Source organism: Halochromatium roseum, assembly GCF_016653315.1.
Lineage (GTDB): Bacteria > Pseudomonadota > Gammaproteobacteria > Chromatiales > Chromatiaceae > Lamprobacter > Lamprobacter roseus.
In genome coordinates this window covers 102,084-114,798 of sequence record NZ_NHSH01000049.1, presented here as the reverse complement: position 1 = coordinate 114,798, position 12,715 = coordinate 102,084, and the positions used below count along the sequence as shown (strand labels likewise).

Sequence of the window (12,715 nt, the reverse complement as noted above, 5' to 3'; positions counted from 1 at the left end):
GGTGACAGAACAGCGCGCCACGCTGCTGATCGTCGATGATCAGCCCGCCAACATCCACGCCCTGGCCAAGCTACTCAAGGACGATTATCGGATCATCACCGCGACCAGCGCCGCCAAGGCCTTGGAGCTGGCGCAGCGCACACCGGCGCCGGACCTGATCCTGCTCGATATCCTGATGCCAGACCAGGATGGCTACGCCACCTGCCGTGCACTCAAGGCCGATGAGGCGACCCACGCGATTCCGGTCATCTTCGTCACCGCCCTTGATCAAGCCCAGGACGAGGCCAAGGGGTTGCAGCTCGGCGCTGCTGATTACATCTCCAAGCCGTTCAATCCGGCCATCGTCCGCGCCCGGGTTCACAATCAGGTCAGCCTCAAGCTCAAGACCGATCTGCTCGAACAGATCGCACTCCAGGATGGTCTCACGGGTATCCCGAACCGGCGCTATTTCGACCGCAAGCTGGTGCAGGAGTGGAACCGGCAGTCGCGTCAACAACAACCGCTCTCGCTGCTGATGATCGACATCGATCATTTCAAAGCCTATAACGACCACTATGGTCATGGGGCGGGCGATGACTGTCTGCGCCGGGTCGCGCAAGCCTTGCAACAGGTGCCGAACCGCTCGGCGGATCTGGTCGCCCGTTATGGCGGCGAGGAGTTCGTTGCCTTGCTGCCCGAGACCGATGCCGATGGCGCTCAGGAAGTCGCCGAGGCGATGCGCGCAGCGATCCATGCCCTCGCGCTTGCACACGCCTATTCGCCGGTCAGCGATCACATCACCATCAGCCTGGGTGGCAGCACCCATCAACCACAACGGCAGCGACCAGCAACGGACGCCGAGGCCCTAAAACACAGCGCCGACCAGGCCCTCTATCAAGCCAAAGCCGAGGGACGCGACCAGATCGTCTGGCGCGATCTCGACTCGACATCGACGTGACGTTTATCAATTAAAACCAGAGCCGCCATCTAGGGCTGGAAAGGTCGAGCGTCTTGACTAGGCAGCAGCCACTCAGGCACCGGGACGAAGCCGCGCACTAGGTCGCGCACCCTACGCGCACCCTAACCGACCCGGTAATGGCAAGCGAACAGGCACCAAAGTGCTGCGTTATACTGGCGCAACGTTAACGCGGATCGTAGCTTTGGCATGCGATGGAACAGCTCCACAGCGTGGATCATCCTGGTCTATATCGCCTTCGGTAGCCTCTGGATCATCCTCTCCGATGGGTTCCTCGGCTTGGTCGCTCGGGACCCGGCTCAGCTCGTGCAATGGCAGCAGTACAAGGGCATCGCCTTTGTTGCCGCCACCGCGCTGCTGCTCTATGGGCTGTTGTCGTACCGCCAACGCCAACTGGCGCGAAGCGAGGCGCGCCAACGGCTGTTCATTCAACATGCGCCAGCAGCCTTGGCCATGCTCGATACCAGGCTACGCTTCATGCTGGTCAGCGATCGCTGGCTCAAGGACTATGGCCTCTCGGGTGAGAACCTCAGCGGCCGCGGCCATTACGAGGTCTTCCCAGAGATCCCGCAACGTTGGCGCCTGGTACATCAGCGTGCGCTGCGCGGCGAGGTGGTGCGCGCCGAGTGTGATTATTTCATCCGCCCCGACGGTCGCACCCAATGGCAACGCTGGGAGGTGCGGCCCTGGTACCGAGAGGATCAGTCGATCGGCGGTATCCTCATCTTCACCGAAGACATCACCCAGCAGAAGGAGGCCGAGCGAGAGATGCGTATCGCCGCCAAGGCCTTCGAGACCCGCCAGGCGATGATCATCACCGATGATGCGCAACGCATCCTCCGCGTCAATCGGGCCTTCTGTGAGACCACCGGCTACCAGCCAGAAGAGGTCATCGGGCAGACACCGACGCTGCTCAAGTCCGGACGCCACGATGCCGATTTCTACCGCGAACTCTGGCAACAGCTGAATCAACATGGTGAATGGCAAGGCGAGATCTGGAACCGACGCAAGAACGGACAGATCTTTCCGGAGTGGCTGCATATCTCCAACGTGATCGATGACCAGGGGCGAGTCAGCCACTATATCGGCGCCTTCGATGATATCTCCGAGCATAAGCAGGCCGAGGCGCAGATCCACAGCCTTTCCTACTTTGATGTCCTGACCAAGCTGCCGAATCGGCGCCTGTTCATCGACCGCCTGCAACAGGCCCTGCTCGGCAGCGCGCGCTCAGGGCACTGCGGCGCAGTGTTGTTTATCGACCTGGATGACTTCAGCGCCCTCAATGATACCCAAGGCCATGATGTCGGCGATCAGGTGTTGATCGAGGTCTCGCGCCAGCTGTTAGCCGCGGTCGCCAGTGACGATACCGTGGCGCGTCTCGGCAGCGATGAGTTTGTCGTCGTCATTGAGCATCTCGACAGCCGCACCGATGCCGCAATGGTGGAGGCCAATCGCGCCGGAGAGCAGCTGCTGGCCGCGATTCGCCAGCCGATTCGCATCGCTGGCAGCGATTACGTGATCACCGGCAGCATCGGCATCAGCCTGTTCAATGGCTCCACCGACCGGGTCGGCGATCTGCTCAAGCGGGCTGATGCGGCGATGGTGCAGGTGAAGAAGATCGGCCGTAACTGCCTGCACTTCTTCGACCAGGACATGCAACTGGCGTTGGAACAGCGCGTCGAGCTCGAGGCCCTATTGCGCAATGCCATCCCGGAACAGCTGCGCTTGCATTATCAACCGCAACTGGATGCTTGCGGCCAGTTGATCGGTGCCGAGGTGCTAGTGCGCTGGCAAGATCCGCACAAAGGACTGATCTCGCCAGCCCAGTTCATCCCCTTGGCGGAGGCCTCGGGGTTGATCCTGCCGATGGGCCAGTGGATTCTGCACAGCGCCTGCGAGCAGTTGGCGCGCTGGCAGCAAGAACCGCTGTTGCAACAGCTCAGTCTCTCAGTGAACGTCAGCCCGAAGCAGTTTCAGCAGGCCAACTTCGTACAACGCGTGCTCGAGGCGCTGAGCGCCAGCGGTGCCGATCCGACCCGCCTGAAACTCGAGATCACCGAGAGCCTGCTATTTGATGATGTGGAACGGGTCACTCAGACCATGACGCAGCTGAAGTCCCACGGGATTCGGTTCTCGCTGGACGACTTCGGCACCGGCTTCTCATCGCTTTCGTATCTCAAACAACTGCCGGTTGATGAGCTGAAGATCGACCAATCGTTCGTGCGCAGCTTGGAGACCGACGACAATGACGCTGCGATCGTTCGCACCATCATCACCTTAGGACAAAATCTGGGGGTCGGGGTCATCGCCGAGGGCGTCGAGACCGAGACCGCACGCGATCTGCTGATCGCGCAAGGCTGCCAGTGGTTTCAGGGGTTCTATTTCGCCAAGCCGATGCCGCTCGATGAGCTCGAGCGCTGGTGGACCCAAGTCGGTCACCAGTCCGCTCGATTGTTCTCCTAACCCGGAGCAGCTGCGCTAGGGTCCACAGGTGCATGGATCTCGATCAACGCAGCTCCATGGAGATGTCGATGCCTTCGAGATAGAGCTAGGCGTTGGTTCCGGCCAGCCCTCGGGTCTGGATGCCGCGCACGGCGATCTTCTTCACCCGCTTCTGGTTGAAGGCATCGAGCGCGTCGAGTCAATGCACGCGGTGATGCTGGTTGCGGTGGGTGAGGGGCTGAACCGCGATCAAGCCGCCGCCATCATCGCCGCCACATCCTCCTCCACGCGACCAATCGGTTTGATGTCGAAGGTCTCGATCAGCACCTTGGCCACGTTCGGCGACAGGAAGGCCGGCAGCGTCGGGCCGAGCCGGATGTGCTTGACGCCCAGATGCAGCAGCGCCAGCAGCACGATGATCGCCTTCTGCTCGTACCAGGCGATGTCGTAGGAGATCGGCAGCTCGTTGATGTCGTCGAGTCCAAAGACCTCCTTCAGCTTCAGCGCGATGAAGGCCAGCGAGTAGGCGTCGTTGCACTGCCCAGCATCGAGCAGGCGCGGGATGCCGCCAATGTCCCCAAGATCCAGCTTGTTGAAGCGGTACTTGGCGCAGCCGGCGGTGAGGATCACCGCGTCTTGCGGTAGCGCTTGGGCGACATCGGTGTAGTAACCGCGCTCGCTGTGCCGACCATCGCAGCCGCCCATGACCACGAAGCGCTTGATGGCGCCGGACTTGACCGCGTCGACCACCTGATCGGCCAACGCCATGACCTGGGCATGGGCGAAGCCGGTGGTGATCTCGCCCTGCTCCAGCGCGGTTGGCGGCGGGCAGGTCTTGGCCTGCGCGATCAGCGCCGAGAAGTCCTTGGCGCCGCCCTCGGGTCGATCGGGGATGTGCTTGATGCCCGGCCAGCCGGTCATGCCGGTGCTGTAGATCCGATCGCGATAGGCGGCCTTGACCGGCGTGATGCAGTTGGTGGTCATCAAGATTGGGCCGTTGAAGGCGGCGAACTCCTTGTCCTGCTGCCACCAGGCGTTGCCGTAGTTGCCGACGAAATGCGGATACTGCTTGAAGGCTGGATAGGCGTGGGCCGGCAGCATCTCGCTGTGGGTGTAGACATCGACACCAGTGCCGGCGGTCTGCTCGAGCAGTTCCTCCAGATCCTTGAGATCGTGCCCGGAGATTAGGATGCCGGGGTTGTTGCCGACGCCGAGCTTGACCTGGGTGATCTCGGGGTTGCCATAGGCGCGGGTATTGGCCTCGTCGAGCAGGGCCATGGCGGTGACGCCGACCGCGCCGCATTCCATCACCAGCGCGGTCATCGCCTCGATGCTCAGCTCACGGGTGGTGGCGGCCAGCGCCTTGATCATGAAGGCGTAGATCTCCGGCTTCTCGAGGCCGAGGATGGCGGCATGATCGGTGTAGGCGGCCATGCCCTTGACGCCATAGACCAGCAGCTCGCGCAGGGAACGCAGGTCTTCATTGGGCTGCGAGAGCACGCCGACGCTAGCGCCCTTGGCGGCATAGGTGGCCGGACTGCCGGTCCAGTTCAGCTCATCGCGATCGCTCTGATAGCCGAGACGCGCCTTGAGCGCATCGCGCTTGTCGATGGTGGCTTGAATCAGCATCTCAAAGCGGGCCGGATCGAAATTGGCATTGGTGATGGTGGCGAACAGGGCCTGGGCGATGAAGGGGCCGATCGCGTCATCCGGCTGGCCTTGACGCTCGGCCTCCTCGGCGACCAGGGCCAGGCCTTTCAACAGGTAGACCAAGAGGTCGTGCTGCACGGCGATGCTCTCGGTCTTGCCGCAGATACCCTTGGTGGTGCAGCCAGTGCCCTTGGAGGCCTCTTCACATTGGAAACAGAACATACTCATTGAAAACGCTCGCTGGAAAGACTCGGTCCGCTGACGGTTGTGGGGTGGCGATGCCAGGATCGACAGGGACAGTCTTCCAGCGGACGGGACGGTGCGACTTGATCATGGTCAAGCGGGTTTTTTGGGCCTTGGATGCCGAACAGCACGACGGCGTTGTGATGGCACAGGCCCGCACCAGCGCCGCGCGCAGCGGACGCCCGAGGCGATCAAAGAGGAAGGACTCGCACTCGGCTCCGTCCAGGCTCGATCAGCAGCAAAGCACCGGACTCCAGGTCGGCGCGGAAGCGGCGTAGTGACTCGATCAGAGGCGGAAGGATCACCGATCTCTGTCCAATGCACCGCCTCGAATCCCGCTTCGGAAAGGATTGGAACCCACTCCGGCGACAGGTTGACGTCGATCACTAGCCGCAGCGTCATGCTGCCGTTAGCTCTTCTTCCCGCTCCTCCAGTCGCCAAGCGGCATAGGCGAGTGCTGCGTCCAGATCCTCAGGCTCGAGGTAAGGGTAGGCAACCAGGATGCGCTCTCGGCTAGCACCCGTTGCCATGAGTCCGAGCACTGTACCCACCGTCACTCGCAGACCGCGAATGCAGGGCTTGCCTCCCATGACGGCAGGGTCCAGGGTAATGCGGTCGATTTGCATGGCCATCGGCACTCGTTAGCGCGGAATCTGATCAGTTGACATCAGGATAGCAATACGCCTGCTCGCTGTCGCGAGCGTCCAGCGACTTGGCGATGGTCTGCATTGTTCCGCAGAGCCAGTCATGATGGAGCGATCGGCGTTACGGCGGAAGGCGTTGGCGCGCCGAGGTCGATCGCGCTAGATCTCGTCGGCCAGCGCCTGCAGGGCGGCGCGATCACGAATCTCGATCCGTTCACCGTCCACGCTGATCACGCCGGCATCGACCAACCGCCGGGTCACCCGCGACCAGGTCTCGGGTTGAATCGACAGGCGCGAGGCGAGCACGGCCTTGGTGACATTGAGCCTGATCACGGACGCCGATGCCTCAGCCTGGCTGTTGCGCAGCAACCAGCGCGCGACACGCCCTTGCGCGGACAGCAAGGTCAGACTGTCGATCTCGGCGATCATGGCATGCAGACGCCGGCTCAGATCGCCCAGCAAGGCGAAGCAGGTCTCCGGCGACTCGCGCAGCATGGCGGCAAAGTCGGCGGCATCGATCGACACCACCTGGGCCTCGGTCAGTGCCGCAGCGCAGACCGGATAACGCCCGGTGCCCATGAACAAAAGCGCCTCAGCGAAGGTCTGACCGGCACGGATCAGCTCGATGATCTTCTCGCCGCCGTCGCTGGAGAGGCGGAACAGACGGATCTGGCCCGAGCGCAGGAAGTAGAACCGTTCCGCCGGCGCTTCTTGGTGAAACAGCATCTGCCCGGCGGTGAGCCGGACCTGACTTGCGCGTTGTAACAGGCGCGCTAGCTGCGCCGGACTCAAGGCCGCGAGCAGTGGCGCTTGGCGTAGATCGGTCGCCAGATCGCGGCTCCCTGCCCCATTCGCTGGCGTCACGTCCACATCGGACTCGCTGCTGGTGTCAGTCAGGGTCTCTCGCTTGGTACTCAATTCAGCCATCAGTCCTCCCCATGCTCAAGCGGTGAATACTCCAGCGCCTCGGGCTTTTCATCGTGAGCGACTCGCAGTCAGCGACTCGCAGTCAGCGACTCGCAGTCAGCGACTCGCAGTCAGCAAATCGCAGTCAGCAACCCGCAGTCAGAGATCGGCCATCGCATGGTGCGGGCAAGTGCGGGCGCAAACCGAGGTCGAGTGATCGATCGCTCAGCGCAGCCGCACCCAGCCCAAGCGCCCGAGCTTGGCCAGCAGCAGCAGCCAGGGGATACCGTGCAGCAGTAGATCGAAGATATCGATCGGCCGTACCAAGGTGCCGTCGGCGAGCATCTTGAGCTTCTCCCAGACATGGGGCTCGGGCACGAAAGGCGCGAGCCCCAGTGTCAGCGCGATGATCAGCAGCAGGCCGAGAGACAGGTGGTCGAGCCAGTCGAACATGGTTGATGGGTTCCTGTAGCTGTTCATGATGGCCTGTCGCGGCCGATTGACTGGATGTCCAGTGGTTGGATGGGTATGGTATCCAGTCTTCATCAATCTTCATCAGTCCTCAACCTCGCGGGCTCCAGCCGTGACCGCGGGGCGGCGGCTGACCGCCCCAGCACCTGCCCAAGCACCGCCTGGGTGCGCTCGGCGATGAAGCGCCGCGACAGGCGCCGATCGGCGAACAAGAGGGTCTGATCGGCCGCGCGATCACGATAGAGTAGCTGGTCGTCGGCGGGCTGAAAGGGCTGGCGACTGATGCGTGCGATGCGCCCAAGATTCACCCCGCGCCCATCGTCGAGCAGGATCAGATGCGGCGCCAGCCCGCGCGCGGGGTCCGGGCGCGGGAAGTCGATCACACCAAGCAGCTCATAGGCCTGATCGGTGAGCTGAACGCTGAGCTGGATCTCGGTCTCACGCAGCTCGGCAAGGTAGATCCGCTCGCCGATCGCGGCCCGCAAGCGCTCGATCTGAGCCTGATAGTCGGCTGAGGGCCAGAGTCCGCCCTCGCCGTCAAAGCCAGATTGCCTATCGTCCGCGGATGTCATCATCGAGGCTCCAAGGGCCGATCCTGCTCGTGATCGAGTGAAACACAAGCTTACTGTGTCAGTATGGGGATGCGGTCGCTGAACTGGTCGTCCAGTAACAACTGCTGCGTGATGCGCTCGAGGTCAAGACTCGACTGGAGGTCTTTCTCAAAGCCGATCTCATGATCAAGGCGTCAATCGGAGCACTGAATATCGGCAAAGCCGATACCAAAATCAAATAACTTTCGTTTGTCTGAACTGAATATCAGAGCTAGCTTAATCGCTAGAGCAGAACAGCGCAGAGCGACTCTCGTAGAGCGACCGCGCCAGCCACAGGAGGACAAACAATGATCGCAGTCAAGGTCTCGATGAAGGCCACGCATAAGCCCCTCAAGCGCATCCCGGCGGCGCTGCAAGCGGTACGGACCTTAGCGGCGTTGACGCCGAGCAGACCACTGCAGACCCCGGACGATCAAGCGTCGCTCACTGCCGCGATCCATCAGCCACAGCGCCACGGCTTGAGGTTGCGTCTAACCAACGCAGTCACTAGCTATCTGCGCAAGATGCGCGGCTCCACACGCGGTGCCACGCCTCGGGTCAGCAACAGCGAGGTACTCTGGTCTTGGCTTGGCAGCTTCCTCGGCATCGCCTTAGTGGCCTGGCTGAACGAGGCGATCAGTACCCAGAGGACCCATGCGTCCGTCTGGCTCGAGTCCATCGGACTCACGCCAACAGACGGCCTGCTCCTCATCGGTTCATTCGGCGCCTCAGCGGTGTTGCTCTATGGCGCCCCACGTAGCCCGCTGGCGCAACCGCGCAATCTGATCGGCGGCCATACCGTCTCGGCGTTGATCGGCGTCTCGGCCTGGCTGCTGCTTGGCCCACTGCTGCCCTGGCTAGCGGCGGCGCTAGCGGTCTCAACCGCAATCGCGATGATGCATCTGACGCGCACCCTACACCCACCCGGTGGCGCGACAGCACTGATCGCGGTGATCGGCTCCGAACAAGTGCATGCGATGGGCTATCTGTTCGTGTTGATCCCAGTGACGCTCGGCGCGCTACTGATGCTGCTGGTTGCGCTGTTGATCAACAACCTGGCTCGTGGACGTCGCTATCCGGAGTTTTGGCTCTGAGATCGACGGGCAGGCAGGGAGCCCGAGTGTTAGCTCGATGTCCAGCAGCAAGCCGCCGAGTATCAGCCCCTCGTCAAGGCTTAGGCGGCAGCCGCCGCAGCTGGTAGACACGCTCATCGAGCACATCAAGTCCGCGCGCCCTGAAACGCGGACTCTCGGCCAGCGCATCAAAAACGCTCAAGGTCTCGACCTGAAAATTTGGTTCGAACAGCGTCCGCACTTCGGGCTCATCCACCGCGAAGGGCGGCCCTTTCATGCGCGACTGATCGTACTCCAGCGTGATGAGCAGCGATCGCACCCCAGGCGGCAGCAGGGTGGCGAGATGACGCACATAGCGAGGCCGCATGTCGGGCGGCAGCGCGATCAGTGACGCACGATCGTAGACAGCGGCGATGCCCGCAACCTGTTGCGGACGCAGATCGAAGAAGTCACCGATCATGACGCTGATCTCATCGACCTGGTAGTACTGAAACGCCCCCCGCACTTCGATGCGCGGCTTGAGCTGATTCTCAGCAAAGAACTGCTCGGCCGCCAATGGACTGATGTCGACACCAAGTACACGATGACCGCAACTCGCAAGCCAGAGCATATCCAGTGACTTGCCGCAGAGCGGCACTAGCACAGCCGTGCCTTTGGGCAACTCGAGGCGCGGCCAATGCTCAGCCAAGTGCCGATTGATCTCGTCTTCGTGCCAGCCAAGCTCACTGCGCTGCCAGCGGTTGAGCCAAAATTCAGGGGTCATCGATTCACCATACTCTGTGTCCAACAACGCACTCAATCAGCGTCGGCACGCGATCTCCCGCGCTGCTGACGCAACACATGCCAAAGACTCACCACATCCGAGCGCTCCTCGCGCAGCACGACGGTAATGGCAAGCTCCTCGAGCGCGGCCAGCACAGCAAGCAGCGCCGCCAACCGAAACGGCCAGACCGAAACGCCGAGCAGCATCAGCAAGAGCCCGACGAACGTCGCCGCCACAGCGACCTTGACCAGCAGGGTGTGATAGCTGGTGAAGCGGCGAAAGCGCAGCAGGCCCGCCAACGCGGGCAGCACAAAACTGACAACCACCGCGGCAACAGCCGGCCATTCGCTACGAACTAACGAAGGCCATAGCCGCCAGAGGGCGATCGCGGTAACCGTGTAGATCGCAACATCAGCCCAGGAGTCGAGCTGGGCGCCAAAACGACTGGTCTGCCCCATGCTCCGCGCCAACACGCCATCGACAGCATCGGTCAGAAACGCCAGCGCCAGCAGCCAGATAAACGCCTCTCGCTGCTCGGAGAGAGCAAGCAACAGCAGCAATGGCGCGGAACCGAGCCGAAGGGCGCTCAACAGATTAGGCAATGTCCAGTGACCCATCGAGATCATCACCCCAACCAAGGCTGACTGAACGGAAAGCCCAAGGTGTTACCGCGCAAGCCCCCTAAGGCTCATAGCGGAGCGCCACCCCGGAACATGAATCGCGTAAGATTCAGGTGAAGGAGAACAGCGCAACAAGAACTTGAACATCGCCGCGACCCGCCAGCAAAGTCGCGAACAGCAGACCTTGCATAGTGCACGGGCTACGGCTGCCCGATCAAGTCGTTCCGGGATCGAGACAGCCTGCCGCAGATGAGCGCGATCGAACCGCAGGCTGAGGCCCTGACGGTTCAGTCCGCAGCCTAATCGGCCTCACTGCCGTGCAGGCATGGCGGCTAACGGCTATCATCTGCCAGCCAACCCCCTCCAACAGCCAAATCCTAAGATTCAGGAGAAGCCACTATGAACATTCGTTTACCTGCCGCCGCGCTCGGAACCCTCGCGATCGCCTTCGTCGGCACCGCCACCGCAGCCGACCTCAAGCCAGAAGAGCAGATCCAAACCCGTCAGGCTGGCTACAGCTTCATGTCTTGGAACATGGGCAAGATCAAGGCAAACCTGGACGGCGACTACAGCCAGCCTCAGGTCGAGGCCGCCGCCAACGCCATCGCCGGCATCGCCAATTCTGGCATGGGCGCGCTCTATGGCCCTGGTACCGACAAGGACATCGGCGACGTGAAGACCCGCGTCAAGCCCGAGCTGTTTACCGATCAGGAAGGGGTTGGCGAGGTCGCCGTAGCCTTTATCGAAGCCGCCAACAACATGGCCGAGACGGCTGCGCTCGGCGATGAGGCTGAGGTCAAGGCCGCTTTCGGTAAGCTGGGCGAGAGCTGCAAGGCTTGCCACAAGAAGTACCGCAAAGACTAAACCCGCAAGCGCTTGGCTGGCTTGGCTGCAGCCAGGCAGCCAAGCGCCTCGGGAGCCAGGGACTCACCAGCTCGGCAGACTACCCGCTGGTGGCGGAGGGGGTGGCGGTGGCAGCAGACCACCATCCGCAATCCACACCGCCGCTGCGCCGAGCAACAGCGCCAGCAGCAATGCCCAGAGAGGTCCGCCCCGCGCCGAACTCGTGCGCGAGCCATCCGGCGGTGCCGGCTTCCAGCCGGTGATCATCGGCCGGATCAGGTTGTTGCGCCGCACCAGGGTATAGAACAGCACGGCCAAGACATGCAGGCTCACCAGCGCGACGATGATCCACAGCCCTTGGCGATGCAGGCTGGTCAGCCAGTCGCTGGTCGCCTTGGACACCAGAGCATAGAGTGGTCCGTTGAAGGCGATGTCATCGTTACTGAACAGGCCGCTTACAGCCTGGAATATGAGCACGGCGAGCAACGCAAGAACGGACAGGGCGCCAAGCGGGTTATGCCCCTCCTCGTGCCAGTGCCCACGCAGATAGGCCAGGATCTTGCGCGGCGTCGGGAAAAACTGCGCAAAGCGCGCGTAGGTTGATCCCAACAGGCCCCAGACGAGCCGGAACACCAGCAGCCCCAAGATCAGTAGCCCGGCGCGTTCGTGCCAGACCATCCAGTTTCCGCCTTGCAAGCCCGTCAAAATGGCCGCTGTTACGGCCACGAAGAGCGCCCAATGGAAGACGCGGGTCGGTAGATCCCAAACCTTGATGCGCATAAACAGAATTCCCGCAACAGTCGAATGCTCACCCACCGCAGCCTGAGGCTGTCGGCCCAAGTGCGCCCATTATGCCAGGCTTGCGCCCACTCGCTTCAGCGACGCGCCTACAGGCGACCGACAGTCCAATGATAGGAGTGCCGACAACCGCGCCATTTGAGCGCACGAACGCGTAGAATCGCGGCATCGATGACAACATGCCACTGGAGTTGTGGGATATGCCCTTTCAACTTTGCTACGCTAGCACCGCGACACACGACTTCACCCGCGATGAGCTGCTCGAACTGCTGACCTACGCCCGCAAGCGCAACGCCGAAAAAGGCATAACAGGACTCCTGTTGTTTCAAGGTGGCCACTTTCTGCAGGTGCTCGAAGGCGAGCCTAATGAGGTGCGCGGCCTGTTCAAGCAAATCGCAAAAGACGAACGCCACACCGATATCGCGCTATTGTTCGAAGAGCTCGTCTCACAAACCCAATATCCGGATTGGAGCATGGGCTTCCAGACCCTTGACGGCAGCGAGTGGATGGAATTCCCTAACGAAGACAGCAACCAGCAGGATCTGCGCGCCCTTGCTCAGACCATGGGTCGGGCGAAAGAGCTGCTCATGTATGTCCGCAAACAAGGCCTTGATCCAGCCAAGGATATTGGCTAAATCCGCTGCTAGAGGTCATCCCGCAGATGTCACGAACGGCCAGTGACACAGCCACAACCAACGCCAGGCACTCGATCACCAA

The 12,715-nt window shown here is 61.9% G+C and carries 14 protein-coding genes; 5 read left to right on the top strand and 9 right to left on the bottom strand.

Translation table 11 applies throughout. The annotated features are described in order from the left end of the window. Position 1: 1 nt before the first annotated feature. A complete protein-coding gene (locus tag CCR96_RS08750) occupies positions 2-937 on the top strand; it encodes a diguanylate cyclase domain-containing protein (RefSeq protein ID WP_201219747.1) in 936 nt (311 codons plus the stop codon). A 207-nt stretch (positions 938-1,144) separates the two neighbouring features. Continuing rightward, the gene (locus CCR96_RS08745) at positions 1,145-3,418 is read left to right on the top strand and encodes a putative bifunctional diguanylate cyclase/phosphodiesterase (protein ID WP_201219746.1); all 2,274 of its coding nucleotides are present in this window, start codon (positions 1,145-1,147) and stop codon (positions 3,416-3,418) included. Positions 3,419-3,646: 228 nt separating this feature from the next. Here the strand turns inward: CCR96_RS08745 and hcp are convergent, their stop codons facing one another. The 6 genes from hcp to CCR96_RS08715 form a co-directional block, all read right to left on the bottom strand. Next, positions 3,647-5,275: a hydroxylamine reductase gene (gene hcp / locus CCR96_RS08740; protein ID WP_201219745.1), complete on the bottom strand. Its 1,629-nt coding sequence runs from the start codon at positions 5,273-5,275 to the stop codon at positions 3,647-3,649. A 108-nt stretch (positions 5,276-5,383) separates the two neighbouring features. After that, a complete protein-coding gene (locus tag CCR96_RS25520; RefSeq protein ID WP_201219744.1) occupies positions 5,384-5,692 on the bottom strand; it encodes a DUF5615 family PIN-like protein in 309 nt (102 codons plus the stop codon). Then, positions 5,689-5,922: a DUF433 domain-containing protein gene (locus tag CCR96_RS08730; RefSeq protein ID WP_201219743.1), complete on the bottom strand. Its 234-nt coding sequence runs from the start codon at positions 5,920-5,922 to the stop codon at positions 5,689-5,691. Before CCR96_RS08730 ends, CCR96_RS25520 begins: the two co-directional genes overlap by 4 nt. A 171-nt stretch (positions 5,923-6,093) precedes the next feature. Further along, a complete protein-coding gene (locus tag CCR96_RS08725) occupies positions 6,094-6,861 on the bottom strand; it encodes a Crp/Fnr family transcriptional regulator (protein ID WP_201219742.1) in 768 nt (255 codons plus the stop codon). 204 nt (positions 6,862-7,065) lie between these two features. After that, positions 7,066-7,293, bottom strand: coding sequence for an RND transporter (locus CCR96_RS08720; protein WP_201219769.1), 228 nt, complete (start codon positions 7,291-7,293; stop codon positions 7,066-7,068). A 92-nt stretch (positions 7,294-7,385) separates the two neighbouring features. Next, entirely contained in the window at positions 7,386-7,886 is a 501-nt protein-coding gene (locus CCR96_RS08715; protein WP_201219741.1) for a hypothetical protein, read from the bottom strand. A 323-nt stretch (positions 7,887-8,209) separates the two neighbouring features. Between CCR96_RS08715 and CCR96_RS08710 the strand changes: the two genes are divergently transcribed. Then, complete coding sequence (locus CCR96_RS08710; protein WP_242518761.1) at positions 8,210-8,995, top strand: HPP family protein; 786 nt, start codon at positions 8,210-8,212, stop codon at positions 8,993-8,995. Positions 8,996-9,068: 73 nt separating this feature from the next. On the opposite strand, the gene CCR96_RS08705 is transcribed toward CCR96_RS08710, so the two are convergent. After that, a complete protein-coding gene (locus CCR96_RS08705; RefSeq protein ID WP_201219740.1) occupies positions 9,069-9,737 on the bottom strand; it encodes a thiopurine S-methyltransferase in 669 nt (222 codons plus the stop codon). A gap of 32 nt (positions 9,738-9,769) precedes the next feature. Further along, positions 9,770-10,354 carry a CDP-alcohol phosphatidyltransferase family protein gene (locus CCR96_RS08700; protein ID WP_207191923.1) on the bottom strand — a complete coding sequence of 195 codons (585 nt, stop codon included), beginning with the start codon at positions 10,352-10,354 and terminating at the stop codon, positions 9,770-9,772. A 402-nt stretch (positions 10,355-10,756) separates the two neighbouring features. Here CCR96_RS08700 and CCR96_RS08695 point away from each other — a divergent pair, with 402 nt between their 5' ends. Next, positions 10,757-11,221 (top strand): c-type cytochrome, encoded by a 465-nt coding sequence (locus CCR96_RS08695; protein ID WP_201219738.1) that lies wholly within the window; start codon positions 10,757-10,759, stop codon positions 11,219-11,221. A gap of 63 nt (positions 11,222-11,284) precedes the next feature. On the opposite strand, the gene CCR96_RS08690 is transcribed toward CCR96_RS08695, so the two are convergent. Then, complete coding sequence (locus tag CCR96_RS08690; protein WP_201219737.1) at positions 11,285-11,980, bottom strand: cytochrome b/b6 domain-containing protein; 696 nt, start codon at positions 11,978-11,980, stop codon at positions 11,285-11,287. A 218-nt stretch (positions 11,981-12,198) separates the two neighbouring features. On the opposite strand from CCR96_RS08690, the gene CCR96_RS08685 reads away from it, so the two are divergent. After that, the gene (locus tag CCR96_RS08685) at positions 12,199-12,633 is read left to right on the top strand and encodes a BLUF domain-containing protein (protein ID WP_201219736.1); all 435 of its coding nucleotides are present in this window, start codon (positions 12,199-12,201) and stop codon (positions 12,631-12,633) included. The last annotated feature ends 82 nt before the right edge of the window (positions 12,634-12,715 follow it).

Bases quoted from the DNA above. Each gene is read 5' to 3' on its own strand.
- CCR96_RS08745 (WP_201219746.1), top strand. From the start codon at position 1,145: ATGCGATGGAACAGCTCCACAGCGTGGATCATCCTGGTCTATATCGCC.
- hcp (WP_201219745.1), bottom strand. From the start codon at position 5,275: ATGAGTATGTTCTGTTTCCAATGTGAAGAGGCCTCCAAGGGCACTGGC.
- CCR96_RS25520 (WP_201219744.1), bottom strand. From the start codon at position 5,692: ATGACGCTGCGGCTAGTGATCGACGTCAACCTGTCGCCGGAGTGGGTT.
- CCR96_RS08730 (WP_201219743.1), bottom strand. From the start codon at position 5,922: ATGGCCATGCAAATCGACCGCATTACCCTGGACCCTGCCGTCATGGGA.
- CCR96_RS08725 (WP_201219742.1), bottom strand. From the start codon at position 6,861: ATGGCTGAATTGAGTACCAAGCGAGAGACCCTGACTGACACCAGCAGC.
- CCR96_RS08720 (WP_201219769.1), bottom strand. From the start codon at position 7,293: ATGTTCGACTGGCTCGACCACCTGTCTCTCGGCCTGCTGCTGATCATC.
- CCR96_RS08715 (WP_201219741.1), bottom strand. From the start codon at position 7,886: ATGATGACATCCGCGGACGATAGGCAATCTGGCTTTGACGGCGAGGGC.
- CCR96_RS08710 (WP_242518761.1), top strand. From the start codon at position 8,210: ATGATCGCAGTCAAGGTCTCGATGAAGGCCACGCATAAGCCCCTCAAG.
- CCR96_RS08705 (WP_201219740.1), bottom strand. From the start codon at position 9,737: ATGACCCCTGAATTTTGGCTCAACCGCTGGCAGCGCAGTGAGCTTGGC.
- CCR96_RS08700 (WP_207191923.1), bottom strand. From the start codon at position 10,354: ATGGGTCACTGGACATTGCCTAATCTGTTGAGCGCCCTTCGGCTCGGT.
- CCR96_RS08695 (WP_201219738.1), top strand. From the start codon at position 10,757: ATGAACATTCGTTTACCTGCCGCCGCGCTCGGAACCCTCGCGATCGCC.
- CCR96_RS08690 (WP_201219737.1), bottom strand. From the start codon at position 11,980: ATGCGCATCAAGGTTTGGGATCTACCGACCCGCGTCTTCCATTGGGCG.
- CCR96_RS08685 (WP_201219736.1), top strand. From the start codon at position 12,199: ATGCCCTTTCAACTTTGCTACGCTAGCACCGCGACACACGACTTCACC.